25 protein-coding genes are annotated in these 26428 nt (G+C 57.0%); 7 read left to right on the top strand and 18 right to left on the bottom strand.

Annotated features, from left to right (window positions below; translation table 11 throughout):
* Positions 1-60: 60 nt before the first annotated feature.
* The 6 genes from argS to DEALK_RS08760 all read right to left on the bottom strand — a co-directional run bounded on the left by argS (position 61) and on the right by DEALK_RS08760 (position 9009).
* Positions 61-1734 (bottom strand): arginine--tRNA ligase, encoded by a 1674-nt coding sequence (gene argS, locus DEALK_RS08785; RefSeq protein WP_058439849.1) that lies wholly within the window; start codon positions 1732-1734, stop codon positions 61-63.
* An 83-nt stretch (positions 1735-1817) separates the two neighbouring features.
* Entirely contained in the window at positions 1818-2924 is a 1107-nt protein-coding gene (locus DEALK_RS08780) for a PQQ-dependent sugar dehydrogenase (protein WP_058439848.1), read from the bottom strand.
* A gap of 128 nt (positions 2925-3052) precedes the next feature.
* A complete protein-coding gene (gene recG / locus DEALK_RS08775; RefSeq protein ID WP_058439847.1) occupies positions 3053-5548 on the bottom strand; it encodes an ATP-dependent DNA helicase RecG in 2496 nt (831 codons plus the stop codon).
* A gap of 62 nt (positions 5549-5610) precedes the next feature.
* Positions 5611-6468 carry a DegV family protein gene (locus DEALK_RS08770; RefSeq protein WP_058439846.1) on the bottom strand — a complete coding sequence of 286 codons (858 nt, stop codon included), beginning with the start codon at positions 6466-6468 and terminating at the stop codon, positions 5611-5613.
* Positions 6469-6499: 31 nt separating this feature from the next.
* On the bottom strand, positions 6500-7342 hold the full coding sequence (locus DEALK_RS08765; protein ID WP_058439845.1) for a DegV family protein: 843 nt from the start codon (positions 7340-7342) through the stop codon (positions 6500-6502).
* 35 nt (positions 7343-7377) lie between these two features.
* A complete protein-coding gene (locus tag DEALK_RS08760) occupies positions 7378-9009 on the bottom strand; it encodes a DAK2 domain-containing protein (RefSeq protein WP_058439844.1) in 1632 nt (543 codons plus the stop codon).
* 139 nt (positions 9010-9148) lie between these two features.
* Here DEALK_RS08760 and rpmB point away from each other — a divergent pair, with 139 nt between their 5' ends.
* Positions 9149-9334 carry a 50S ribosomal protein L28 gene (gene rpmB, locus DEALK_RS08755; protein ID WP_058439843.1) on the top strand — a complete coding sequence of 62 codons (186 nt, stop codon included), beginning with the start codon at positions 9149-9151 and terminating at the stop codon, positions 9332-9334.
* An 83-nt stretch (positions 9335-9417) separates the two neighbouring features.
* Here rpmB and argH read toward each other — a convergent pair whose 3' ends face one another.
* The 6 genes from argH to argJ form a co-directional block, all read right to left on the bottom strand.
* Complete coding sequence (gene argH / locus DEALK_RS08750) at positions 9418-10791, bottom strand: argininosuccinate lyase (protein WP_058439842.1); 1374 nt, start codon at positions 10789-10791, stop codon at positions 9418-9420.
* A gap of 95 nt (positions 10792-10886) precedes the next feature.
* Positions 10887-12089 carry an argininosuccinate synthase gene (locus tag DEALK_RS08745; RefSeq protein ID WP_058439841.1) on the bottom strand — a complete coding sequence of 401 codons (1203 nt, stop codon included), beginning with the start codon at positions 12087-12089 and terminating at the stop codon, positions 10887-10889.
* A 95-nt stretch (positions 12090-12184) separates the two neighbouring features.
* Entirely contained in the window at positions 12185-13060 is an 876-nt protein-coding gene (locus DEALK_RS08740) for a hypothetical protein (protein WP_058439840.1), read from the bottom strand.
* 7 nt (positions 13061-13067) lie between these two features.
* Positions 13068-14267, bottom strand: a complete 1200-nt coding sequence (locus tag DEALK_RS08735) for an aspartate aminotransferase family protein (protein WP_058439839.1) — start codon at positions 14265-14267, stop codon at positions 13068-13070.
* Positions 14260-15096, bottom strand: coding sequence for an acetylglutamate kinase (gene argB, locus DEALK_RS08730; RefSeq protein ID WP_065128751.1), 837 nt, complete (start codon positions 15094-15096; stop codon positions 14260-14262). The genes DEALK_RS08735 and argB overlap by 8 nt, the downstream gene beginning before the upstream one ends.
* Positions 15065-16270, bottom strand: a complete 1206-nt coding sequence (argJ, locus tag DEALK_RS08725; protein ID WP_058439837.1) for a bifunctional glutamate N-acetyltransferase/amino-acid acetyltransferase ArgJ — start codon at positions 16268-16270, stop codon at positions 15065-15067. Before argJ ends, argB begins: the two co-directional genes overlap by 32 nt.
* 223 nt (positions 16271-16493) lie before the next feature.
* Between argJ and DEALK_RS09860 the strand changes: the two genes are divergently transcribed.
* The 3 genes from DEALK_RS09860 to DEALK_RS08710 are packed head-to-tail and all read left to right on the top strand — an operon-like array spanning position 16494 to position 20821.
* Positions 16494-18812: a 4Fe-4S dicluster domain-containing protein gene (locus tag DEALK_RS09860; protein WP_083496431.1), complete on the top strand. Its 2319-nt coding sequence runs from the start codon at positions 16494-16496 to the stop codon at positions 18810-18812.
* Positions 18813-19562: an NADH-quinone oxidoreductase subunit B family protein gene (locus DEALK_RS08715; RefSeq protein ID WP_058439836.1), complete on the top strand. Its 750-nt coding sequence runs from the start codon at positions 18813-18815 to the stop codon at positions 19560-19562. It begins immediately after the preceding gene.
* A complete protein-coding gene (locus DEALK_RS08710) occupies positions 19550-20821 on the top strand; it encodes a Ni/Fe hydrogenase subunit alpha (protein ID WP_058439835.1) in 1272 nt (423 codons plus the stop codon). The genes DEALK_RS08715 and DEALK_RS08710 overlap by 13 nt, the downstream gene beginning before the upstream one ends.
* A 131-nt stretch (positions 20822-20952) precedes the next feature.
* On the opposite strand, the gene DEALK_RS08705 is transcribed toward DEALK_RS08710, so the two are convergent.
* The 4 genes from DEALK_RS08705 to DEALK_RS08690 all read right to left on the bottom strand — a co-directional run bounded on the left by DEALK_RS08705 (position 20953) and on the right by DEALK_RS08690 (position 23558).
* Positions 20953-21267 carry an antibiotic biosynthesis monooxygenase family protein gene (locus DEALK_RS08705; protein ID WP_058439834.1) on the bottom strand — a complete coding sequence of 105 codons (315 nt, stop codon included), beginning with the start codon at positions 21265-21267 and terminating at the stop codon, positions 20953-20955.
* A gap of 195 nt (positions 21268-21462) precedes the next feature.
* Complete coding sequence (purF, locus tag DEALK_RS08700) at positions 21463-22950, bottom strand: amidophosphoribosyltransferase (protein ID WP_083496430.1); 1488 nt, start codon at positions 22948-22950, stop codon at positions 21463-21465.
* Positions 22951-22998: 48 nt separating this feature from the next.
* Positions 22999-23211, bottom strand: a complete 213-nt coding sequence (locus tag DEALK_RS08695) for a DUF2769 domain-containing protein (RefSeq protein WP_058439833.1) — start codon at positions 23209-23211, stop codon at positions 22999-23001.
* Between the two features lie 20 nt (positions 23212-23231).
* Positions 23232-23558 carry an iron chaperone gene (locus tag DEALK_RS08690; protein WP_240608346.1) on the bottom strand — a complete coding sequence of 109 codons (327 nt, stop codon included), beginning with the start codon at positions 23556-23558 and terminating at the stop codon, positions 23232-23234.
* Positions 23559-23736: 178 nt separating this feature from the next.
* Between DEALK_RS08690 and mscL the strand changes: the two genes are divergently transcribed.
* The 3 genes from mscL (at position 23737) to DEALK_RS08675 (ending at position 25180) form a co-directional block, all read left to right on the top strand.
* Positions 23737-24201 carry a large conductance mechanosensitive channel protein MscL gene (mscL, locus tag DEALK_RS08685; RefSeq protein WP_058439832.1) on the top strand — a complete coding sequence of 155 codons (465 nt, stop codon included), beginning with the start codon at positions 23737-23739 and terminating at the stop codon, positions 24199-24201.
* Positions 24202-24230: 29 nt separating this feature from the next.
* Positions 24231-24635, top strand: a complete 405-nt coding sequence (locus DEALK_RS08680; protein WP_058439831.1) for a DUF4332 domain-containing protein — start codon at positions 24231-24233, stop codon at positions 24633-24635.
* A gap of 83 nt (positions 24636-24718) precedes the next feature.
* Positions 24719-25180, top strand: a complete 462-nt coding sequence (locus DEALK_RS08675; protein WP_058439830.1) for a hypothetical protein — start codon at positions 24719-24721, stop codon at positions 25178-25180.
* A 38-nt stretch (positions 25181-25218) separates the two neighbouring features.
* On the opposite strand, the gene DEALK_RS08670 is transcribed toward DEALK_RS08675, so the two are convergent.
* Together DEALK_RS08670 and DEALK_RS08665 are read right to left on the bottom strand one after the other, a co-directional pair.
* Positions 25219-26058, bottom strand: coding sequence for a trypsin-like serine protease (locus tag DEALK_RS08670; protein ID WP_058439829.1), 840 nt, complete (start codon positions 26056-26058; stop codon positions 25219-25221).
* Between the two features lie 62 nt (positions 26059-26120).
* Positions 26121-26378, bottom strand: a complete 258-nt coding sequence (locus tag DEALK_RS08665) for a glutaredoxin domain-containing protein (RefSeq protein ID WP_058439828.1) — start codon at positions 26376-26378, stop codon at positions 26121-26123.
* Positions 26379-26428: the final 50 nt, after the last annotated feature.

Raw genomic sequence — 26428 nt, 5'->3', positions numbered from 1 at the left:
AAGAAACAAAAAGGGCAAGCTTCCAGTTTGCCCTTTTTGTTTCATATGCGATTCGACAGTCTACATGCACTCCGGCGCCGACATGCCCATAAGGTGGAGGGTGCGGGCTAGCACCGTACGCGCCGCCATAGACAGCTTGAGGCGTGCCTGTGACAGGGGCAGATCGGCGGATACGACACGGCAGTCCTTGTAAAATTGGTGGAAAGCGGCAGCCAACACCCCGGCGTAATGGGCCAGATGGTGCGGCTCGAAGCTTTCAGCCACCTGAGAGATAACCTCCGGCAGGAGTAGCATTTTCCGCAGCAGTTCGAGTTCCGCCGGTTCGACGAGTTTAGTAACGTCGCCCGCGGCGTATTCAATCTGTTTATCTCTGGCCAAACTTATAATAGAGCAGATGCGGGCATGGGCGTATTGAACGTAGTAAACCGGATTCTCGGCAGACTGCTTCTTCGCCAGCTCCAGGTCGAAGTCCATCTGGGAATCAGCGCTTCTGGACAGGAAGTTGAAACGACAGGCATCGGCGCCGACCTCGTCCAGAACTTCCCGGAGGGTAATGATCTCGCCGGTACGTTTGGAAAGCCTGACCAGCTCCTCGCCGCGGCGCAGGGTTACCAATTGGGAGATGATGACGTGCAGACGCGCCGGGTCGATGCCCAGGGCTTGCAGCACTGCCTTCATCCGGGAGACGTGGCCCTGGTGGTCGGCGCCCCAGATGTTTATGCCTAAATCGAAACCGCGGCGGATGAACTTGTCATAATGGTAGGCGATGTCTGAGGCGAAATAAGTCGGCGTGCCGTCGCTCCTGATGATGACGTTGTCCTTGCTCTCGCCCAGCGCTGTGGATGCGAACCAGGTGGCGCCTTCCTTATCCACGACGTAGCCGGCTTTTTGCAGCAATTCGATGACTCGGGCGAACTCGCCGCTGTCGTAAAGGCTCTGCTCGGAAAACCAGCGGTCGAAGCTCACTCCCAGGGCGGCCAGGTCTTCCCGAACAAGACCCAGCATTTTTCTCAGCCCGATGGTACCGAGCTGTTCCAGCGCTTCGGTCGGCGGGAGATCACGGAAGCGGTCGCCTTCTTCCTGGAGGATATCGCGCGCCAGATCTGTCATATAACTGCCGAAATAACCTTCCGCCGGCATTTCGGCATCGATACCGAGCTGCTGGAGGTAGCGGGCCAGGAGCGACCGCTTGAATGACAGCACCTGGTTGCCGGCGTCGTTGACATAATATTCCTGCTGTACCTCAAATCCGGCAGCTTTGAGGGCAAGGGCAAGCGAACTGCCAAGCACGGCGCCCCGGCCGTGACCGACATGGATGGGGCCGGTAGGATTGGCCGAGACATATTCTATCTGGATCTTCCGGCCGCAGCCGGTATCGATATTGCCGTAGCACTCGCCGGAGCGAATGATCTCCTCGACCTGCTCGGTAATCCAGTCGTCCGAGATGGTGAAGTTCAGGAAACCCGGATGGGCCACAGCGACACTCTTGATTTCTGCGACGGCGGGGATATATTCGGTCAAAACCGAGGCAATTTCCATCGGTTTCATGCCGGTGGAACGTGACATCTTCAGCGGCAGGCTGGTGGCATAATCGCCGTGCGAGGGATTCTGAGGGTGCTCAAGGATAATCTGAGGCATCGCTACCGCCGGAAGTCTGCCGCCGGCTTGCGCCCCGGCAATTGAGCGAGCCAGCAGGTCGGTAATCAACCCTTTTATTCCGAGGATTCCGTTCAACTATGTATCTCCAGCCTGTTTTTAGAATGGGTTAGATTATAACACACCCGGCTGCGGCGGCGTTTACGCGGTGTTATGGGTGTTCAGGCGGTTTCCGCCAGCCTGGCCGGATTGATCCGGATCAGATGGTCGTCGCCAGCCAGCGGAATGCCGCGGCCGTCAAGATTGTTGGTAATGACATACAGGTAGCCGTCAGGGCCGTTGACAATGTCCCTGAGCCTGCCGAAAATGCCGTTCAAATAACGCGTCAACCCCCCGGTTTGAAGGTTGTACTCAAAAATGCTTTGACCCCGAAGACCGGTAAAATAAAGCGAACCCTGAAAAAAAGTCAGGCCTGAAGGCGCCCAGGTGTCGTTGCCGCTATGCAGTTTGGGGCCGGTCATGCCGGGAGCCGTGGTTTCGCCGCGGACGACTGGCCAGCCGTAATTGTTGGCGGCTTCAATGAGATTCAACTCGTCGAAATTATTGGAGCCGTGCTCTGTCGCCCACAGCTGGCCGAAGCTGTCCCAGGCTAAACCTTGAACGTTGCGGTGGCCGTAGGAATAGACCGCCGAGTTAGGGAAGGGGTTGCCTGAAGGGATCGAGCCGTCATCGTTTAGCCGGAGTATCTTGCCGGCCAGCGAGTTCAGGTCCTGCGCCAGGGTATCAATACCTGAGTCGCCGGTACCGATATACAGCAGCCCGTCCGGGCAAAACTTAATTCGACCGCCGTTATGAACATTGCCGCCCGGTATGCCGTCGATTATGACGGTATATCCGGACAGCGTCAGGTTATTCCCTAAAGTATAGCGGACGACCCGGTTGGCCAGCCCGCCGCCAACGCGGTAAGTATGGTAAAGATAAATCCAGCGGTTGTAATCGAAACCAGGATGGAGGGCTAATCCCAGCAGGCCGCCCTCGCCGACGGCGGCCACGCCCTCAACGCCCGGCAGCGGATCAGCCCGAAGGGCGCCCGACGAGTCGATATAGCGGACTCGGCCCGGGCGTTCGGTAAGCAGGATGGCGCCGTCTGGTAAAAAGGCAAATTCCCAGGGAATCTCCAGACCCTCGACGACGGCTGAAGCAATCTGCGAATTGCCGTCGGGAGGCGGCGGGATGGAGCGTCGGGCTAGGAAGTTCCACCACAGCAGCCCGCCGCCGATGAGCGCGGTGACGATGATAATGGTGGCGATGAAACGCGATCTGGACAATTTAAGTGGCGCTCCTTGGGTAAATTATAAGTTGTAATGGCGCAATTGGGTAGAAGACGTCAAAGCAGCCGTCCGCTGATCCTGATTCGTCAATTCAATGAGAAAGGCTACAAGTGACTGGATTGTCGCTAGCTCCATTCTCCCGTCTGTGGCCAGATACGGATTAGTTCCTTATAGAGGGCGCGGTGCTCCGGTTTCTGAAGCTTGGGATCTTCTGCGAACAGGCGTGTGGCTTCCTCGCGGGCCATTTCGAGGATGGGAACGTCAGAGAGCTTGGCCATCTTAAGGTCCGGCAGCCCGGACTGGCGGGTGCCGAAAAACTCGCCGGGGCCGCGGAGCTTCAGGTCTTCCTCCGCCAGGATAAATCCGTCCTGGGTTTTCTCGATGACCCCAAGGCGGGCGTTGGCGATTTCAGAAGGGTTTTCAGCCAGCAGCATGCAGTAGCTCTGTTCAGAGCCGCGCCCCACCCTGCCCCGGAACTGATGGAGCTGAGACAGGCCGAAGCGGTCGGCGGACTCAATGAGCATCACCGTGGCGTTGGGCACGTCAATGCCGACCTCGATAACCGGTGTCGAAACGAGAATATCCAGTTTGCCGTCCTTGAAGGCGCCCATGACCGAGTCTTTCTCCGCGGCGGTCAAACGGCCATGCAACAGGCCGAGCCGGTACTCTGGAAAGACCTCCATTTTAAGGTTCTCGTATTGGGCGGTAGCCGCCCGTGCTTGCACAGCCTCTGACTCTTCCACCAGCGGGCAGACGATGAAGGCTTGCTGTTTCATGGCGAGCTGTTTCTTGATGAAGGCGTAGGCGCTGCCCCGCTGCTCCGGCTTGAGCCACCGCGTCTTGATGATTTGGCGTCCCGGCGGCAGCTCGTCAATGACAGAAAGATCGAGATCGCCGTATAGGGTGAGCGCCAGCGTTCGGGGTATTGGCGTAGCCGTCATCACCAGGATGTGCGGATTGCTGCCTTTCTGCCGCAGACTTTGCCGCTGCTCCACGCCGAAGCGGTGCTGCTCATCAATAACAGCCATGCCAAGTCTTTTGAACTTCATTGATTTCTGAATCAAAGCGTGGGTGCCGATGATCAGATCGATCCCACCGTTTCTCACCAGGTCGCGGACGGCTGACTTGCCTGACTCCTTGGCGTCACCGATGAGTAAAGCCACGGTGAGCGGCCGGTCCGACACGATGCCAAAATAGCTGACCGAATGCTCACCTTGCTGCTTCTGCACCGCCAGGCGATCGAGCATGGCGGTCACCGAGCAGAAGTGTTGCTCGGCCAAAATCTCCGTCGGGGCCATGAAAGCCGCCTGGAAACCGGCGTTGACAGCCATCAGAATCGCAGCAGTGGCTACTACCGTTTTGCCCGAGCCGACCTCACCCTGAAGTAGGCGGCTCATGGCTTCGGTGCGTTTGAGATCGGCCAGTATCTCGTCGAGTGACCGCCGCTGGGCTCCGGTGAGTTTGAACGGCAATGAATCAACGAATCGGGTGAGCAGTGCCTGGTCGGCGGTGATGCTCGCCGCTGGTTGTGAATGCTGCCAGGCGCGTTTGCGCGCTAACACTCCGAGCTGGAGGAAGAACAATTCATCGAAGGCAAGACGCATCCTGGCCGCATTGTAAGACGGTTCGTGGGCCGGAAAATGGGCCTGGGCTACGGATTGCGGCAGATCGGCCAATCGCCTTCGCTCTTTAATGTCGGCGGGTAGGTAGTCCTCCAGCGCCGGGGCGAAGCCGTCGACCACCTCCTTCATCAATTTTCGCAGGGCGCGGGGGTAAAGGCCGGCGGTCAAGGGATATACCGGCACCAACCGCCCTGTGTGGACGAGTTCTTTTTCCTCCAGTTTTTCCCATTCCGGCGATTCGAAGACCAGCATACCCTTCCAGGCGCTCACCCGGCCGGAAATCACCAGACGATCGCCGTTCTTGATCTGCCGGGCTAGGTAAGGATTGTTGAACCACAGGGCACGGATATTACCGGTCTCGTCGCCCAGGATCGCCTCGGTGGACCTGCGGCCGCCTGGAGTGGTCGGCCGCACCTCCCAGACATTGGCGACAATGGTCTGATCCGGGCCGGGTGACAAAGACGAAATCCTGGCGGTATGAGAGTAATCAACGTGACGGGCCGGGAAATGGTACAGCAGGTCGCGGACATTCTCGATACCAAGTTTTTTCAACTTGGCGGCGGTGGCGTCAGAAACGCCTTTGAAAGCGGTAACCGGCAATTCCAGGGACGATACCGGGGGAGTTGCCGCTTTTTTTGCAGAGACCGGTTTGCGCCTGTATTTCGGAGCGGATTCAGCTACGGTAAAATCCGGCTCACCTGATTCCGGCGATAACTTGCTGGCGACGGTAACCTTTGCCGCTGCCTCTAGCTCCTCGGCGAATTCGATCAACCGGTCGAGGGCAGCGGGCCGCGCCGCGGCTGGCGAACCGGCGTAGTTAAAAGCGCCGATAAATTGATTGAACCGGGACAATTGAGTCCGGTTGGCGATGCCGGCCGAAGCCTCCGGAGCCCAGTTAGCCAGGAACTTATCCAGCCCCCCGATCACGGCCGTATCCAGGCAGCCTTTCTTCTTTTCAAGGCTGATAACGGCTTTCAGTTTTTCCAGAGATTGGGACATTTGACCTGATTATACCGGAAAACACTGGATGCGGCACGGGAACCAGGTGACAGTAATGCTGTTTACGCCAAGGGTAGGGCTGCCGGCTGTTGCCTGATAAATACGGCCATGATGCCCGGTCCGCCGTGGGCGCCCAGCGCCGGTCCCAACCGGGAGATGTGGATTCGTGTCTTTTCAACGAATGCCGAAAGACGTTCTTTGAGTGTTTCGGCCTCGTCCGGAGTGGTGGCGTAGACGACGGCGACATCGGCGATATCAGGGGTCTTTCTGACCAGGTCGACCATAGTGTCGAAAGCCCGGACTCGGGTCCGGGCAATGCCGACCGGCCAGAAGGAGCCATCTCTTAATGTCAGCAGCGGTTTAACGTTCAGGATGCCGCCGATGAGCGACTTGGCGGCGCCCAGGCGGCCGCTGCGGAAAGCGTATTTCAAGGTGTCGAACATCGCAATGATGCGGGTCAGCGGCGCTGTCTGTTTGACTGATTCCACAATAGCTTCCTTACTGGCGCCTGCCAGGCAGAGGCGCGCCGCGGTGACCGCGGCCAGTCCTAAACCCATAGAAAGCGACAGAGAATCAAGCACGGTGATACGGGCTTTTTCCGGCAGCAGATCACGCCCGGATAAAGCTGAATTAAAGGTGCCGGAGAGCTTGCTGGAAAGGTGGATGGAGATGACTTCATCGTAGTTTTTGAGCGCCTCCCGGTAATATGCAGCAAAGTCGGCGGGCGGCGGCTGAGAAGTGGCCGGCGGCACTTCACCCGCCAGCAGGCGGCGGTACACCTCCTCCTGGGTGATGTCCACGCCGTCGCGGAAAACTTCATTACCGAAACGGACATAGACCGGTACCACGGTGATACCCAGGTCGCCTACGAGGTTTATCGGCAGATCGGCGGTGGAATCGGTGATGATCTTGATGCGCATCCGAGTCGCCTAGGGGGTGTTTCCCGGGCCCCTAAGTCTTGCCCATCACAGAGACCGAGAGCACGCTGGGGCCCATGTAGGCGCCTAAGACCGGACTGACGGTTGTCCGGTAAATCCTTTCCCTGGGGTGAAGGTCTGACAGGCGGTCTATCAGGGCGTCAGCCATCTCCGGCGTGGTGGCGTATTCCACGGCCATTTCGTCAATCTGCCGGTGGCCGGCGGCAAAGTTGTACAGCACATCGATGGCGGCGTTCATTGAGCGTACCCGCGTTAGCGGCGCCACCTGACCGTCGCTCATCGTCAGAACCGGCTTAACCGAGAGCAAGGAACCCAGCAGTCCCTGAGCCTTGCCGATACGGCCGCCCCGTGCCAGATATTTCAGAGTATCGAATGCCATCACCGGCTTGGTGCAGACAGCCTGTTCGGTCACGGCTTTTTTTAGTTCGTCCAGACTCAGACCAGCGGCAGCCTTTTTGGCCGCCCAGATAGCCAGCAACCCTAAAGCAGCAGCGGTCACTTCAGAGTTGATCACCTCAACGCGGCATTTCGGTTTTTCCAGTAGTTGGGCGGCGGACAAGGCGGAATCAAATGTTCCCGACAGTTTTTTGGAGATGGTGATGACCAAAACGCCCTCGCCGTCGGCGCAGAGCTTTTTATAGACATTTAAGAAAGCGTTAGGTGAGGGCTGGGTGGTATGGGGAAAGGTCTCTTCAGTAGATAACCGGCGGTAAAATTCGTCAGTGGAAATCTCGACCCGGTCAAGGAACGACTCTCGGCCGAAAGAGACCGTCAGCGGCACGACGCTGATATCGAACTCCTTCGCCAGCGCCGGGGTGAGGTCGGAAGTTGAGTCGGTTACGATCTTGACGCTCATGGGCTCACCTTCAAGGATATTCCGGATCGGTCCGGTTACTCCAGAGATACAATGTAATCGTAATGCGGCTGGCCGCCGGAAACGACTTCAACTTGACGCCCGGGATATTTTGCAGCGAGGTTGTCAGCCATGGCGCGCGCCGCCGCCTCGGTGGTGCTGGCGCCGTAATACAGGGTCATGACTTCCACCCTGGAAAGATCTGATTTGGCCAGCAGGTCGGCCAGAACTTTTTCGGACACTTCGTCCACCGCGGCCAGATGGCCGTCCAGAAGGCCGATAGCCTGGTGTTTTTTTATCACGAAACCGTTGATCTTGGTGTCACGGACGGCATGGGTGATCTCCACCGTCCGGACGTGAGACTTGGCGTCGTTCATGCGGCTGACGTTGGTATCAAAATCAGCTTCATAATCGAACGCCAGCAGCGCCGCCACGCCCTGGGGCAGCGTCTCGGTGGGAATGATCGCCAGAGTCTTCCCTGAAAGATGCTTGACCTGTTCGGCAGCAGGTATGATGTTTTTATTATTGGGCAAAATGATGACTTTATCAGATGCGGCCGCTTCAACCGCCTGATAGATCTCCTTGGTGGATGGATTCATCGTCTGGCCCCCGGGGACGATTCCCGCGGCGCCGAGTGAGGCAAAGACATCGGCGAAACCATCGCCGGCTACGATCGCCACAATGGCGATGTCAATCATCGGCTGCCGGTCTTTCTGCAGCGCCAGGAAATCCTCGTGCTGTTCGTCCATATTCCGGATCGATACCTTGTGGACTGTGCCCAGCTTGGTCGCGTAATTCAGGACCCTGCCCGGCGCAATGGCATGGATGTGGACCCGGATAGTCGAGGCGTCGCCGACGACGATGAGCGATTGACCTTTGCGCTTGAGCCTGGCGCGGATCTTTTCCAGTTCCAGGTTCTCTCCTTTCAGGAGGAACTCCGTGCAGTAGCCGAAAGGCTCTTCATCGGTTGGAGATAAACGCACCGCTTTGGCCGACACCGGTACTGATGAAGCGATAACGTGTGATTTCTTGAACTGCATCTGCTCGGTCTCGCCCCGGAGGAAATGGAGCATGCCTTCCAGTACCGTATACAGGCCTTGTCCGCCGGCGTCAACGACTCCGGCATCCCGCAGCGCCGGCAGCAGGCTCGGCGTCCGGGCAACCGATTCGCAGGCGGCGTTCATTGAGTTTTCAACCAGGCGAACGATCGAATTATCTTGCTCGGCTGAAATCCGGGCGGCGGCGGCGACATCTTTCAGAACCGTGAGTATGGTACCTTCAACGGGATTGGACAGACCCTTGTAAGCAGTCTCGACAGCCTGCTCCCAGGCCGCAGCCCAATCACTGGCGGTGGCAGCCTCTTTGTCTTTGAAGACAATGGCTACGCCGCGCCATATCTGTGAGGAAATGACGCCGGAGTTGCCGCGCGCGCCCATGAGAGCTCCCTTGGCAACAGCGCTGGATATTGCTCCGATATCGCTGGCCGTGACCTTGCCGGCTTCTTCTACTGCGGAGCGGAGGGTGAGGAGCATATTGGTGCCGCAGTCTCCGTCGGGCACCGGGAAAACGTTCAGAGCATCGATATCGGAAGCGCTTTTTTCCAGCCAAGCGGCGGCGGCGGCCAGCATATCGCGCATTTCCTGTCCGGACATGGTCGCGTGGGCTGACATAATCTTACACCTCTGGAGGCGCCTGAGAGAGGCGCCGTCGTTTGTTAATTTGTAACTCTGAGTAGGGATATGTTATATTTACCGAACGGCATTGTATATTATCGTCAAATGAATAGTCAAAGGAGTCCACATCCAGCCCATGAAATGCGATTATTGCGGAAAAACCCCTCAATACGGTCATAACGTGTCCCATTCAAAACGGCGCACCAACCGCCGCTCTGAGCCCAACTGCCATCCGGCGCGGGTTCTCCTGGACGGCAAGTCCACCCGGCTGTCGCTGTGCACCCGCTGCCTGCGTACTTTGTCCAAAATGGCTGTGGCGTAAGACACCAGCCAGTCGAGAAGCAAACTGCCGCTGATCTCAGCGGCAGTTTTTATTTATAAGGTATCCTTTTTGCACTGTGATGTTTAGGATTCCTCCAGCAGCGTTCTTGCCGCCGCAATCGCCTCCTCGACCCGCCGCCGTGCCGTGCCGCCGGGGTTGTCTTTAGAGTCAATCGAGGTACCCGCGGTAAGCTCGAAGACGTCCTCGCAAAAGAGCGGCGAAAACAGGCGGTATTCGTCGAGGGTAAGCTCTGGGAAGGTCTTGCCTTCTTTTACGCAGTAGCTCACCAGCCGGCCAACGATTCCGTGCGCGTTTCGGAAGACCTCGCCTCTCTTCACCAGGTAGTCCGCCAGGTCGGTGGCTAACAGAAAACTGCGGTCAACCGATTTCAGCATTCTATCCGGTTTTACCTTGATGGTCTGCATCATGCCGGTCACGACCTTGAGTGACAGAAGGAGCGTATCGGCAGTGTCGAAAACTGCCTCCTTGTCTTCCTGGAGGTCGCGGTTGTAGGCCAGGGGCAAGCCTTTGAGCATTGTCAGCAGAGCCATGAGGTGGCCGTAGACCCGGCCGGTCTTGCCGCGGCAGAGCTCAGCTACGTCAGGATTCTTCTTCTGTGGCATAATGGAAGAACCGGTGGCATAGGCGTCATCTATCTCGATAAAGCCGAACTCCGCGCCGCTCCAGATGACCAGTTCTTCGGATAGCCTGGAAAGGTGCATCATCGCCAGCGAAGCCGCCGCCATAAACTCAACCACAAAATCCCGATCGGACACGGCATCAAGGCTGTTCCGGCTGATGGATCTAAATCCAAGTTCCCTGGCGACAAACCCGCGGTCGATGTCGTAAGCTACACCGGCAAGAGCGCCGGACCCCAGCGGCAGGACATCGGTACGCTCCAGGCAGTCGGTGAAACGCTCCCGGTCGCGCTGGAACATTTCGAAGTAGGCCAGGTAGTGGTGGGCCAGCAGTATCGGCTGGGCGGGTTGGAGATGGGTGTAGCCGGGCAGGGCAACGCCGATATGTTTTTCGGCCAGGCCTACAAAAGCCTCCTGGAGCGATTTAGCTGACTCGATCGTCCAGGTCAGCACGTCTTTCAAATAGAGCCGCAGGTCGGTGGCAACCTGGTCGTTGCGGGATCTGGCGGTATGCAGGCGCCCGGCGGCTTCGCCGATTTTCGCTTTGAGGCGCGCTTCGACGGCCATATGTATGTCTTCCATCTCCGGCTTGAACTCGAACTTGCCGTCGGTGATTTCGAGTTCGATCTCGACAAGACCCTTGATGATTGCCAGAGCGTCTTCCGGGTCGATAATCCCCTGCTTGGCCAGCATCCTGGCATGGGCAATAGAACCGCGGATATCTTCGCGATATAGCCGCCAGTCAAACGGCAAAGAAGTAGTATATTTGATGACCAGTTCGTCAGCGGGTTTGTCGAAACGGCTTCGAACGTGACTCATGATTTCCCCCTCTTAACCGACAGCCGGGAGCCGAACACTAAATCTCGAACCTTCCCTGAACAATAAAGTTCAAATGCTTGGTTATTGTGAACTGGCTATTCGGTTTTAAGTGTTTGCGCCCGCGCCTGCGTCCTGACCGGCAGACCCCAGAGTTTGATAAAGCCGACGGCGGCTGAGGCGTCGAATTTATCGCCTGTCTCGTAAGTGGCCAGGCCGTGACTGTAAAGGGAATAGGGCGACTTGCGGCCGACGACGCGGAACGCGCCGCGCTCCAGCTTGAGGCGCACCGTGCCGGTAACGTATTTTTGGCTGTTCTTGAGATAAGCATCGAGGTCAGTCTTGTGGGCGGAGAACCATAGGCCGTTGTAGATGAGATCGGCGTACTCCTGGGCCACCCTGGCCTTGAAGCGCGCCTGGTCCTTAGCTAGGGTCATCGCTTCCAGCGCGGCGTGCGCTTTGAGCAGGATGACAGCCGCCGGAGCCTCGTAGATCTCTCTCGATTTGATGCCGACGAGTCGGTTCTCGACGTGGTCGATGCGCCCGATGCCGTGGGCGCCGGCGATTTCATTAAGCGCCGATACCATGGCGACGCCGTCCAGGCGGCGATTATTCAGCGTCACCGGCACACCGCGGCGGAATCCAATAGTGACGTAAGCCGGTTTCTCCGGCGTGTCCTTGACCTCCCGCGTCCAGGCAAAGACATCAGCCGGGGGCTCCGTCCAGGGGTCTTCCAGCACGCCGCACTCGCATGACCGGCCCCAGAGATTTTCGTCAATGGAGTAAGGGCTGCGGGCTGTTACGGGCAGGGGAATGCGGTATTTCTTGCAGTACTCGATGGTCTGCTGGCGGGTCATGCCCCATTCCCGGGCAGGGGCGATGACTTTCAATTGAGGCGCCAGGGCGGCGGTAGCCACGTCGAAGCGTACCTGGTCGTTGCCTTTGCCAGTGCAGCCGTGGGCGATGGCGGAGGCGCCTTCCGCCAGGGCGACGTCTACCAGCAGCTTGGCGATGAGTGGCCGGCCCAGGGCGGTGGCCAGAGGGTACTCACTCTCATACAGGGCGCCGGCTGCCAGCGCCTTCCAGATATAATCCTCGACGAATTCTTTCCTTGCGTCCACAACCAGTGCCTTTACGGCGCCGACTTTGAGCGCCTTATCGCGGATGACGGTGAAATCACGCTCGTTGCCGACGTCAATAGTCAGGGTGATGACATCCATGCCGTAATTCTCTTTGAGCCACGGGATGGCCGCCGAGGTGTCAATGCCGCCGGAATATGCCAGGACTACTTTTTCAGCCATAGAAGACCTTTCTCTTAATCGCGGATAGGACATATTATGCTACAAACAGGGCTGGCGCCGCCAATGCCGGTCGCGGAAGGCAACCGGGGCCGGAACTAACAGCGGCTGAAATGTTTTTTTATAAAATCACGGATAGTATCCCGGATTAACGGGTAGCTATCCCAATTATAATCGTGACCCGGCGCGCCGATGTAGAGCAGGACATTACCTGGCGCCGCGGGATGGCGGCCGCGTAAGGCATCCCAGTTGGCTTTGAAAGCCCGCCGCCATTGCCCATAGCTGAAGGCATCAGGCGTGGTTCCATTCGAACGCAGGTTGATAACGCGTTCGTTCTGGAAACTCTGATACCAGAAAGGCGGCCCAAGCTCGATTGAAAACAGCCGAGCCTCATCGGGCAGCAGGCGCATCACCTGGTTGGACATCACCGTGCCGTTGCTTTCGGCTGCCATCAGGACGCGCAGGCCCGGCAAGTGGCGCCACAGGAAACGCAAACGCGTCGCTAACTCAGCCGGCTTGGCGATGGACTTGGCTCCGGCATTTAATATCTCGCTGACATAACCGCGCAAAGAACGGTAAGCCCGCTGGTAATTCAACACCATCACCCGGCAGCGGCGGGCTACCAGTTCATCTTCGATGGCGCTAACGATGGTGGCGTATCCGGAGGCTTTATCGAGCGCCGTCCAACCATAGCCCCCGGAGTTAAAGAGTATCAGGATGTCTGAGTGGCGCAGCGCCTGATATGTTGCCAGCATATCGCGCAACAGCCGGTTTTTTTTTGCCCGGTTGCGCCGGTGGAGCTGCCCGGCGGTGGTTTCGGCATCTTCTCGAACATCTCGAGGGACGGATTCTAAATCGGCTTCCGTCAGAGGCGCGGCGTTGTAAGCCCGCCGCATCAGACCTGGTTCCGGCACCTGCCAGCTCAAAAACACCAGGACTGAAAGGATCCCGGCGATCAGGAGGAAGATCAGCATGAGCCCGTTATCCCTGGCAAGAGCGCAGCCGGCACAAAGCCATCTCAAGGAGGCTTAGCGCTTCTTCTACTTCGTCCCCGGTGATGTTGAGCGCCGGCATCAGCCTGAGGGCGTTTGGCTTGACATCGTTTACCAGAAGACCGTTCTCAAGACATTTCTGCGTCAGTTCCTTGGCGATAACGTCGGAGAACTCAACCGCCAGGAGCAAACCTTTGCCGCGGATTTCGGTGATCAGTGCCGGCCAGCGCTCTTTGATGCGTTTGAGTCCATCGGTAAGGCGGTTTCCCATGTCGTAAGCGTTGCGGGGAATATCGTTTTCAATTATAAATGCCAGCGCGGCGTAGGCTGCGGCGCAGGTCACCGGGTTGCCGCCGAAAGTTGAGCCATGCTCACCGGCGGTAAAGACCGAAAACTTGTCTTTGGCCATGATGGCGCCGATCGGCAAACCGCCGCCGAGCCCCTTGGCCAGCGTCATCACGTCAGGTTCAATCCCGTAAATCTGGTGTGCAAAAAGTGAACCGGTTCGGCCGATGCCGGTTTGGATTTCGTCCAGAATCAGGACGATGCCTTTTTCGTCGCACCAGCGGCGGACTTCTTTAAGGTAATTGGGCGACGGAACGTTGACGCCGCCTTCGCCCTGGACCGGTTCCAGCATCACGGCGCAGACGGTGCTGGTTGTCGCCTCCATGATGGCTCCGATGCTGTTGTATGCCACATTGATAAAGCCGGCGGGCAATGGGGTGTAGGGCTGCTGGTGTTTGAGCTGCCCGGAAGCGGAGACCATTGCCAGCGTCCGGCCGTGGAACGAGCCGGTGGCGGTGATGACCTCGTAGGCGCCGTTTAGATGCAACTTGCCGTAGCGGCGCGCCAGCTTGACGGCTCCCTCGGCGGCTTCGGCGCCCGAGTTGCACAGGAAGACTTTGTTCAGGGAGCTGTTTTCAACCAGCAGCTGAGCCAACTGCAGCTGCGGGAGGGTGTAATAATGGTTCGATGTCTGGATTAGCTCACCGACCTGGCGCTTGACGGCTTCGACCACAGCCGGGTGGCAGTGACCGAGCGAATTAACCGCCCAGCCGGCGACGAAGTCCAGGTATTTGCGGCCGGACTCGTCCCAGACATAGCTGCCCTGACCCTTGACGATGGTCAGCGGCGCCCGCACCAGCGTGCGCATGAAATACTTTTTTTCCAGTTCCTTCCAGTTAGTCATATGTTGCCCTTTGACCCAAAGCGGAAATTGATGTCCCGGACCCGCCGCGGGTGATCTCATTATACAGAATATGGGGCTGCCTGCCGTCGACGATGCTGGTGACCGTGCCCGCCGCCGAAGCACGGACCGCCGCACGTATCTTGGGCACCATGCCGCCGGTGGCTACGCCGGTATTAACCAGGTATTCCGCTTCGGCCGCGGATAACGTATTGATGACTTCGCCGCCGCTGTCCCTGATGCCCGGAACGTCGGTGAGAAAAACCAATCGCTCCGCCTGGAGAGCTGCCGCCAGTTCGCCGGCGACCGGGTCGCCATTGATGTTAAGAAGGCGCACCGGGTTGTCGGCCTTGTTCAGCGAAACCGGAGACACCACCGGTACGAAGCCATCCTCCAGCAAAGTGGCGATGACGGAGGGATCGACTCCCGTGGCGTCGCCCATATAGCCCCAATCGGCGCCGCGGGTTCGACCGCGGATCATTCCTGCGTCAACACCGGACAGGCCAACCGCCTTGATCCCGAGGTCGAGGAGCATGGCTACCGTTTCCTTATTGACCAGTCCGGCTAAGACGGCCGCTACTACATCCAGAGTGTCCTTATCGGTGACGCGCTCGCCCTGGACGATTTTTGGAGTGATGTTGAGGCGTTTCAGCCAGTTGTTGACAGCAGCCGCGCCGCCATGGACGACCACCGGGAGATAACCCTCTTTTTTGAGACGGGCGACATCTTCCAGAGAGGTGTCGCGGCTGCCCAGAACGGAGCCGCCGAGTTTGACGACGACGATATTGTCGGCGTTTTCTCTACGTTGTGTAGTCGGCATTGATGCGGACATATTCGGTACTCATATCGCAGCCCCAGCCGGTGACCGAGGCCCCGCCCAGCCCGAGGTCGAGCCGGATGTGGACGTCCTTTCCGGCGAACTGGGCTGAGGCAAGTTTCTTGTCGAACGGCAGCGGGGCGCCGTTTTTCAATACTTCCACTTCGCCGATCTTCAGGTTTGCCCGGTCGAAGTCGAATTTTGCCCCGCTGCGGCCGGCGGCGGCGACGATTCTGCCCCAGTTTGGGTCGGCTCCGTGGACCGCTGTTTTGACCAGCGGCGAAGACAGCACTGTGCGAGTTACCTTGCGGGCGTCGGCGGCCGAAGCAGCGCCGGTTACTGTCATTTCGATAAGCTTGGTGGCGCCCTCGCCGTCGCGGGCGATACCCCTGGCAAGATGGACGCAGACGTAGTCCAGGGCTTCTCTGAAGGCCCGGTAGGCGGCGGCGCCGGGCTTTAGTTCGATGCCGGCGGCGCCGCTGGACAGCAGGAAGACGCAGTCATTGGTGGACGTGTCGCCGTCGACGGAGATGACGTTGAAAGACTTATCGACCGCCCGTTTGAGCAGCCGCTGGAGGTTAGCGGCGCCTATGGCGGCATCGGTGGTAATAAAGCCCAACATCGTGGCCATGTCCGGGTGGATCATGCCGGAACCCTTAGCGCAGCCGGCGACGGTGAAGCCATATTCGGGCGAGGTGACGGCTGATTCCTTGGGAATCGTATCTGTAGTCATGATGGCTCGGGCGAAATCATGACCCCCGCCGGTCGAAAGCTCTAACCGGTCAATCCCGGCGCGAATTTTTTCGATCGGCAGCTGAACCCCAATGACGCCGGTGGAAGCCGCCAGGACGCTTTTCTGGTCAATGCCCAGTTTATGGGCTGCCGTCTCGGTCATGGCCGAGGCGTTGTTGTAGCCGATTTTCCCGGTGCCTGCGTTGGCGCAGCCGGCATTGACAATGATTGCCCGGACATTACCTGACGCAAGATGCCTTTGAGACAGCACTACCGGCGCCGCTTTGAAACGGTTGCTGGTGAAGACGGCTGCCGCGGTACAAGGTCTGTCAGCCGTTACCACACCCAGGTCAAGGGCGCCGGCAACTTTTTTAATGCCGGCGGCGACGGCCCCGGCGCGGAAGCCCGGCGTCGAGCTGATCGACCCATCGGGGATGACCTTGAGTCTGGTGTCCATAATACGATGATAGAATATAACATAGCCTCAGGAAGGGGGCAAAGCTCTTCATTAGAAATATATATTCATTGTCTCAAAGAATTTCAGATATACGAATGATTTCGCGGCCTGTTATGCTAGTCAAGTACTAATACTTATGATATACTCATCTCGCCTTTTTATTGTTAGTCTCAAAATAGTACCGGCGGCCTCGCCGGATAATCCGCCATAAAGGGGGGAGTTCATGCCGGAAAACTCAGTACTCATCGTTGACTCCGATCCCGCGTCCCGCGAAACCGCCGCCTGGCTCAAGGGCGCGGGTTTCAAGGTTGCCACCGCCGCCACCGGCGAGGAAGCGCTGTCGCTGATTGACAACCAGGACTTCAGCGTCATGCTGCTGGATATGCGACTGCCCGGTAAACACGGACTGGGCGTGCTGCGGGAAGTCAAGGTGAAGCGTCCCTGGCTCCAGGCGATAGTTACCACCGACCACCCGTCTGTCGAATCAGCCACTGAAGCGCTGAAGCAGGGCGCGGTGGACTACCTGGTGAAGCCTTTTTCGCCCCAGGACCTGGAAAAACTGGTAAAAGACACCATCAAGTCAGCCAGCAAGCAGAAAACGGTTCACGTCCAAATTAAAGCCAAACAGACTCCTGCCAGGATTTCCTACCAGGCCACTTTCGTCATTTCCCGCGACAGTCTCAAGAATTTAGTCAATAGCCTTATTAAAGAGAGAGAAGCCATCGGTGTCAGGGCCAGGCAGGGTAAATTTGTTTACGATAAGGTCAAGAATTTCGATGACCTGGCGCTGGATTACGACGTCACCGTCAACCCGCCCACCGCTTTCTTCATCCCCGCCTGCGAGACAATCCTGCGCTACAAGCTTGGTCCCACTCCGGAAATCACCCCGGTGACAGACACCACACCCCGCGTCCTTATCGGCGTCCACCCGGATGATATCAACGCTATCAACCTCCTCGATGAAGTTTTCATGACCGGCAATCCTGATCCCAATTATGCGGCGCGCCGCCAGAACACGCTGATTATCGGTGTGGATGTGCTGACTCCCCTGCCGTCTTCGTTCGCCCCCAGCATGGGTTCTTATACCGCGGAAAGCGGCTACGACCTGCTGCTGACTGATATCGGCAACTCTTCGTATATGGTGACCGTGGGATCAGAGGCCGGCGCTCAGGTGCTGGCTAAATATGCTCAAGTACGCGAACCGACCGTCGCCGAGACCGCCCGTCAGAAACAGGTCAGAGATGAGGCGCTGTCTAAATACCGCCTCTTTTTAGATATGTCCCGGGACAAGATACCCAACCTCCTGGAAAACAATTACGACAATCCTTACTGGAAGATGCGGTCGGAGACCTGCCTCAACTGCGGTTCCTGCATTATGGTCTGCCCAACCTGCTTTTGTTTTGATGTCCAGGACGATGTCTCCCTCAATTTGACAGACGGCGAAAGGATCAGAAAGCCGGACGGCTGCATGCTGGTGGATTTTTCCCGGGTGGCCGCCGGCGCCAACTTCCGCGGCGATAAAGTTTCCCGGTTCCGCCACCGGATGTACCATAAAGGTAAATATATCCTGGACCGCTACGGGAAATTCGGCTGTGTCGGCTGCGGCCGCTGTTCTGTCACCTGCCTGGCTGAGATCGCCTCGCCCCTGGAGGCCTACAATGCCATTGCCGCCTCGGAAACGGCACGGGAAAAAGCCCGGCGCACCATCACCAATACCCGGCCGCAGCCGGAACTTTATCTTCCGCACCTGGCCAGTATCGTAAAGACAACTCCTCTTTCCAGTCGCGAAACTTTATTTGAATTCAGGCTAAAAGACGGTCACAAGCTGGGCCACCGGCCCGGGCAGTTCGTTGAAGTGTACGTCTTTGGCATCGGCGAGTCGCCCATCTCGCTGACCTCATCCCCTACCCGGGACCACACCTTCGAAGTCGCTGTGCGCAACGTCGGCAACGTTACCGGTGCTCTGCACCGCATGGAAGCCGGCGCCCCCGTCGGCATCCGGGGGCCATTCGGCAACGGCTTCCCCCTGGAGCAGATGGAAGGAAAAGACCTGCTCTTCATCGCTGGGGGCATCGGCATCTTCCCGCTGCGATCGCTCATTCAATATGTCCTGGACAAACGTGAGAACTACGGCAAGATCAATCTCCTTTTCGGCGCCCGGTCGCCGGCGGAGCGCGTCTTTGCCGGCGAGATGGCGGAATGGTCGAAAGCGCCGGATGTGACCTTTATGGAGACTGTTGACAAAGGCGATGAAAGCTGGACAGGCAATGTCGGCGTCATCACCACCCTAATCCCCAAGGTTCAGTTCGACCCGAAGAAAACGGTCACTGTGGTGGTCGGCCCGCCGATCATGTACCGCTTTGTCATCAACGAGCTTAAAAAACGCGACCTGGCCGACGACAACATCATCGTTTCCCTGGAGCGCAAGATGAAGTGCGGCGTCGGCAAGTGCGGCAATTGCCAGATCAATGGTGTATACGTCTGCCAGGAGGGTCCGGTATTCAACCTGACCCGGCTGCGGACTCTAAGGGAGGCTATCTAAATGAAACCTAAAGTCGCCTTTTTTGACTTCACCTCCTGCGAAGGCTGCCAGCTTGACGCTTTAAACTTGGATGTCGGCGAGGTGCTGGGGCTCCTCGGCGCGGTGGACATCGTCAACTTCCGCGAGGTCAAGACTGACCGGTCGGATGACTACGACATCGCCTTTATCGAGGGTTCCATCACCAAGGAGTCGGAAATACCCCGGATCGAGGCCATCCGCAAGCAGGCCAAGGTTCTCGTCGCCCTGGGCGCCTGCGCCTGTACCGGCGGCGTCAACTGCTTGAAGAACGCCTATACTGCTGACGAATTGTTAAAGGGCGTTTACGGTGAATGTGCTTCATATTACAACACCATTCCAGCCCGGCCGGTCAGCGCCGTCGTACCGGTGGACGCCTATATTCGCGGCTGCCCCCCGACGACTTCAGAATTTCTCAAAGTGGTCAAAGCAGCCCTTTTAGGCAAACGGCCGGATATTCCCAATTACCCCGTCTGCACCGAGTGCCGCATCGCCGGTAACGTCTGCGTCTTTCAGCGGGGGGGCACCTGCATCGGCCCGGTAACCCGCGCCGGCTGTGACGCCCTGTGCGTATCATCCGGACGCTTCTGCTGGGGCTGTCGCGGTCTGGTAGATGACCCCAACACTAACTCGGCCAAGGACGTCCTTGCCCGCTACGGTCTGACGCTTGACCAGATTCTCGAGCGCTTTAAAATCTACAACTCCTATTCGGAGGTATCGCAGTGCCAGAAATAAAGATCAAGGTCAACCAGCTTACTCGCGTCGAGGGACACGGCAACATCCACCTGGAGGCTTCAGACGGCAAGCTTGAAAAGGTCCTCTGGGAAGTTACCGAATCCCCCCGCTTCTTTGAATGGATGCTTAAGGGCCGCAACTATGACGACGTCTCCACCATCTCATCGCGTATTTGCGGCATCTGCTCAATCGCCCATACTACCGCGTCGCTCCAGGCTACCGAAGCCGCCTTTGGTATCAAACTGACGGAGCAAGCCTGGCTCCTCAGGAAGCTGCTTTACGATGCCGAACTGCTCGAGAGTCATGTTCTGCACGTGCTTTTCCTTATCGCCCCGGATTTCCTTGGCGCAGACTCGGTCATCCCGCTTGTCGCGACCCACGGTGATGTTATCGTCATGGCCGTCAGGATGAAAAAGCTGGCCTATAACCTGGCCGAGATACTGGCCGGCCGGAAGACCCACCCCATCACTCCCATTGTCGGCGGCTGGAGCAAGCTTCCCGACGCCGACGCCCTGCGTGATGTCCGCGAGAGACTGGTCAAGTGCCTGGACGACGCCGAAACCATGGTGGCCGTCGTTAAATCGCTCGCCCCGATGATCCCCAACTTCAACCGTCCCACCGAATACGTAGCGCTCAAGGATTCCAAGGAGTACGCTTTTATCACCGGCAAGATCGCCTCCTCCGACGGCGGCACCTTTCCGCTGGAGGACTACCAGAAGATCACCAACGAGTTCTGCGTGCCTCAGTCCTCGGCTAAATATACCAGGCATGCGCGGGCGTCATATCAGGTCGGCGCGCTGGCTCGCTTCAACCTGAGTTCGGAACAACTGCTGCCTCGCGCCAAAAAAGCGGCTGCTTCCCTGGGCATGAAAGCCCCCATCCACAATCCCTTCTTCATCTCTGTTGCCCAGGCGGTGGAAACGGTTCACTGCGTTGAAGATGCCATCAACATCATCGACAGGCTGCTGGCACGGGGTCTGCATGATGAAGAGGTCAAGGTAAAGCCTCGCGCCGGCCGCGGCGTGGGTATCGTCGAAGCGCCGCGCGGCATGCTCATCCATGACTACACTTATAACGATGCCGGTGAGATTGTCTCGGCTAACTGCATCATCCCTACCGGCCAGAACCACGCCTCTATCCAGCATGATTTCGACGCTTTAGCCCCGGCCATCCTGGACAAGCCGGTGGATGAAATCAGGCACACCCTGGAAATGCTGGTGCGTGCATACGACCCCTGTATCTCCTGTTCGGTGCACTAAAGCAGCGCTGCCTTATGGAACAAAAACAGGCGCCTCTTTAAGAGGCGCCTGTTTGGTTTTCAAACAAAATGCAACCCATGTGCGGCCAGGCTAAATCCGGTTTGCCGACCGCGGCGCGTACTCGGTGGAGATCAAGGCAACGAACCTCCCGTCGGCCAGCCGCTCAGAGGCACCACTTTATAAACGCTCATCTTAGGGCGGTCCAGCAGTAAACCGGCGGCATCTTCCAGGATTTGTTTCTGTACCTGTGAAGCTTTCCAGGCTTTCCAATGGTCCAGGCTTTCCCAGTTGAACTCCATGACGATGATCGAGCCTCCTTCGTCGCTTTCGAGACTCTCCATACCTTTAAAACCTTGAAAAGTCATGGCGAAAGAACGGAGTTTTTGCAGTACAGGTTGAATATCGCTGTCCGGCTTTTTGTGAAACCCTATCATCACTTTGATCATACTGCCTCCGGAAGCTACCGGAAAGAAAGGTCAGAACCATCCAAATACCTGATGAGATTATACCCCTTACGTCAATATACCGGTGGAAAAATGGGCAAATGTCAAAGGCGTCTGGGCGCTGTTGTAAAGATAGTACTGTGAAGGATGCATGGAAGAAGAGGAAACCGCCTGGAGCGGAGATCAGCTCAACGAGCGTTAAAGACTGACGGCCGGAATTTCCTCGGCATCCATCGAGCGGGAAAAGCTCTCCGGCAGCCGTATTTGCGTGCTGTCCTCCAGGGCTAGCTTGTCCAGTTCCAGCTGCACCGGCACCGGATAATCACCGGTGAAGCAAGCAAGGCAGAAGTTTTCCTTGGGGGCGCCCACGGCGCGGATTAATCCCTCCACCGACAGGTAACCCAGCGAGTCCGCACCGATATAATTCTTGATATCCGGAACGGTCATCCGGGCGGCGATGAGTTCACGCCGGGTGGCCATATCCACGCCGAAGAAACAGGGGTGGCGGATGGGCGGGGCGCAAACGCGCATATGGACTTCTTTGGCTCCAGCCTTGCGCAGCAGTTTAATGACCTGCGGGGTTGTGGTACCCCGGACGATCGAATCGTCCACCAGTACCACCCGCTTGCCTTCCAGCACCGACTGGAGAGGATTGAATTTGAGTTTGACCCCAAGGTCGCGGATACGCTGGGTTGGTTCGATGAATGTCCGGCCCATATAGCGGTTCTTGATGAGACCTTCAGCCGGCGGGATGCCGCTTGCCAGGGCATAGCCGGCGCCGGCGGCAGTGGCGGAGTCCGGCACGCCTACCACCAGGTCAGCTTCCACCGGGTGTTCTTTGGCGAGCTCCGCGCCCATTGCCTGGCGGGCGGTGTAGAGCAGCCGGTTATTCATGATGCTGTCCGGCCGGGCAAAATAGATGTATTCAAAAATACAGAGTGCCCGGCGGCCGGAATCTTCTTTGAAACTTTCAACACCGTTGGGATCGATGCGGACGATCTCTCCCGGTTCTATCTCTCGGATAAAATCAGCGCCGATATGCCCCAGGGCGCATGTCTCTGAGGCGACTACCCAGCCGGAGTCGCCGAGTTTACCCAGGCACAGCGGCCGGACACCCAGTGGGTCCCGGAAAGCGTACAGGGTTTCCCTGGTCAGCATCGTTATAGAGTAAGCGCCTTGCAGCCGGCCCATGGCGTAACGAATCCGCTCTTCCATGTCGTAAAACGGAGCCGATGATATAAGATTGGCTATGACCTCGGAATCGGTGCTGCCTTTGAAGGTGTAGCCAAGATCATCAAGTTCCCGGCGCAGAGCGAGCGCGTTGGTGATATTGCCGTTGTGAGCCAGCGCAATCTGCCTCTCGCCTTCACCGACAACTACCGGCTGGGCGTTGCAGGAGATGCTGGAACCCGAAGTGGAGTAGCGATTGTGGCCGATCGCCATGTGACCGGTCAGCTGTGATAAGGCTGATTCCGAGAAGACCTGGGATACCAGTCCCATTCTGGAATAGGAGCGTATGGTGTAGCCGTCGGCGGTAGCTATTCCGGCGGATTCCTGGCCGCGGTGTTGAAGGGCAAAGAGAGCAAAGAATGAGATGCGGGAAACTTCTTCGGCAGGGGCGTATATACCAAAGACGCCGCATTCCTCGCGCGGCGTGTCAGTCAGCCGGTTGAACAGCCCTGTCACTTAAACAATTATACGTTAGAAGACGCCGTCGGTCAATCGCCGGGGCTTTCATTGAGCAATTTCCGCCCCTCGAGTACAGAAGTAAACGTGCCGGAAAGCCTTTTTAACCCAAAGCGGGCAGCCGAGACACAGGCAGCCGGCTTCAGCATTGATGCATTTACTGGGGTTGGTGCCGAGGCAAAAAGCGGTCGGTTCACCGCACTCGACGTAAGACGGGCATATCCGGCACAGGCAGATATTCTCGGCGTCGGAAGGTTCCATCAAATCGCTCTGACTGAATGCTAAACAGCCTTCTTGCGCTGTTCGCTGACTCTGAATTGCACCATCCGCTCGATAAGGTCATAGGGAATGGGTTGATCGAGAGGGAACTGAACGGCGCCTTTTGAGGTGGCGTAGGCCTTAAGTTCTTCCTTGAAAGCTTCAATGGCTGAAGGTGTCGGATAAAACCCGATATGATTTTTCAAGGCGGAAAAATGGACCAGGTTGCCGTTTAGCCGGAATGTAGGTATGCCGTAGACAATCGCCTCGGTGGCTTCCGGGGCAAGTTTGCCGATGAGCCGCCTCAACTTCTTGAGGATTTCCTGCGTGGCAGCAGGAAATCCTCTCACAAATTCATCAATTGTCGCTGGTGATCTTTCTATCACTCCAAAATTATACTCCCATTTTCTTCGTTTGACGTATTAGAGAAAATGCGGGGTCTAGTGAGTTTAAGTTAGGATAGTATATCTTGTTTTACTATAAGTTTGAGAGTAGTATTGAACTAACTCTTGGTTTGAAAGGAGGGGTATGCTCAAAGAATTCAAGACCTTCATCATGCGTGGCAACGTTGTCGATCTGGCGGTAGGCATAGTAATAGGCGCGGCCTTTGGGGCAATCGTTAACTCGTTTGTTTCAGATGTTTTGATGCCTCCGATCGGTTTACTTCTTGGCAATGTTGATTTCGGCAACCTGTTCGTGGTGTTGAAAGAAGGGGCGACCTCAGCTCCATACGATTCATTAGCCGCTGCCAAAGCCGCGGGTGCGGTGACTATCAATTATGGTGTCTTTATCAATGCCCTGATTTCATTTCTCATTGTCGCCGCGGCCATTTTCTTCTTTATCGTTCGGCCTTTGAATCAGATGGCTGCCAAACAAAAGGCCAAGGAAGCCGCTGCGGTTTCAGCCGCACCGACAACTAAAGACTGCCCGTACTGCGCGACTTCTATTCCGGTTAAAGCTAAAAAATGTCCTAATTGTACCTCTGGACTTTAGCAATTGCGTACAAAAGGTTAGGAGGAATTATGGCGAACATAGCAAAGATTGAAGGCATCGGAGCCAAATATACCGAAAAACTGAATATGGCCGGGGTAAAAACTGTAGAGGTCCTGCTTGAGAAAGGCGCCAGCCGGAAGGGACGCAAGGACCTGGCTGAAAGGACCGGCATCAGTGAAGCCTCAATCCTTGAATGGGTCAACCGGGCTGACTTATTCCGAGTTAAAGGCATTGGTGAAGAGTTCAGCGACCTGCTGGAAGCCGCGGGCGTTGATACCGTCAAGGAATTGGCCCAGCGCAAGCCGGACAACCTGATGCTGAAGCTGGTTGAAGTCAATGAGCAGAAGAAACTGGTCCGCCGGATGCCGTATCCCGCGGCGGTTGCGGACTGGGTTAAACAGGCCAAAGAACTGCCCCGGGTTGTTGAATACTAAGGTTCGTCTAGGACGCGTTAGCCTGCGATTGAGAGGGTTTACCCTCTCAATCGTTTATTGAACCGATTGAATCAGGAGCGGAAATGAAAGACCGACTGCATGGCGAAATATCAGCCGAATTGGAGCAGACGACCAAAACAGATAAAACAACAGTGGTAGTAGCCATTTTACTGAACGTGGTCTTCATGCTGGCAAACATGGCGTTTGCGGCGGGCGCCTGGTCAACGAGATATGATTACCGCCCGGACGGGTCTTATACTACCTCCACCGAGATGAACTTCAGCCTGTTGGCGGCGTTTTTGATACTCCTCGGCGTGACGATAGTCTTCGATGTGATGGTCGTTCGGGCATTGTCAAAAGGAGCGGAACGGCGGGTGAAACTGACTGAAGGCCTGGTAAAAATGTACCAGGAGGAAGGGCTGGATAAATACTACGATCCTGAAATTGTCAAGGGTTACCAGTCCCGATACGCACTGTATAAGAATATCGTTCTGATTTTAGGCGTGCTGGCCGTGGCTATTCCCGTCGTGTTCCTGGGAGTCTAGCCGGGGCAAAGGCCGGGCTATGCCTCCATGCCGAACGGTTATCCGGATGGGTCCAGAAACTCATGGATCCAGTCGAGAATGTCCGGCAGATCCAACCGCTGCGCATAAGTGACCCCGTCGCAGTTAGGGTTGGTGACAAACGAATTGATGCCCAGAATGACGTTCGTTCCGGCAAAGAGCACCGGGCCGCCGGAATCGCCGAAAGTCGCCCCGCCGCGGTTTTTCGCCGGGTTAGCTGTTATTTTCAGGAATTCGGAATTCAGAACGCCGTTTGATGTGACGAGGCTGGCCGGAGCGCTGTTCCTCTGCCGGTCCCAAAGCCATGAATCAGCCGGAGCGATGCCTTTTCCTTTCTCTTGAGAAGTGACCCCGTATCCCACTAGATCCACCGCTGACATCATCGGCAGGGTGTCAATCAAACCCTCAGCCGGCAGCGCCGCGTATTGGGAAACGACACGTGCCGGCACCGGTGAGTTTAGAATCACCAATCCGACATCGTGATAGTCAAATCGCGGCAGTCCTCCCGAATTCTGGCTGGAGTAGCCTTCGATCGTCCTGGGTACGCCCGCGTAAGCGTTGATACCTCCTCCGTTAGGGTATCCTGAACCAGCGGTGATCCGGTTCAGGAACCAAACTCTAGCGGTTGAGGTACCAGAAGTGCCGTGACCGGCGGTTAATACCACCGTGGGGGACAGCAGTGATCCCGTGGTACGCCACAGCGGCCGGCCGGCCTGATCATAAAAGACCACCAGGCAAACATACGGGTGCTCATTGAAATCAAACTCGCCGTTCTGTATCGCCCCGGCGGGAATCGCAGATGACATGAACAGAAAAACACCGATTATCACCGAAGCGAATCTGGCTGCAATTTTATTCATCGGGTCATTCCCCCTGTTTATTGGTCTCGCGCTATGTGGCTGGTCCTCCGTCTCCACAGAGGTTAATCAAATTTGGTAAAAGTTCGGCACTTGGCAACCAGTTCGTCATCGTCCGGTTCGACCATTATCGAACCGTCGGGGAAAACGATGGTGGGCACGCTGCGATTGCCGCGGTTGACTCTTTCGACGAAAGCGCAAGCCTCCCGGTCCGATTCAATATCCAGCCAGGAATAGTCGATCCGATTCCGATCGAGAATGCCTCGCGACCGGCGGGTATGGGGGCACCATGAAGTGCCATAGAGCCTGGTCGGCTGCGTCATCACTGTACCTTGAATAGATTGTAGCCTGTTTCTGGGCTAACTTGATAATC

The sequence above is a fragment of the Dehalogenimonas alkenigignens genome (assembly GCF_001466665.1).
Lineage (GTDB): Bacteria > Chloroflexota > Dehalococcoidia > Dehalococcoidales > Dehalococcoidaceae > Dehalogenimonas > Dehalogenimonas alkenigignens.
Note: the sequence above shows the minus strand (reverse complement) of the source record. Positions and strands in the feature narration are given on the sequence as shown.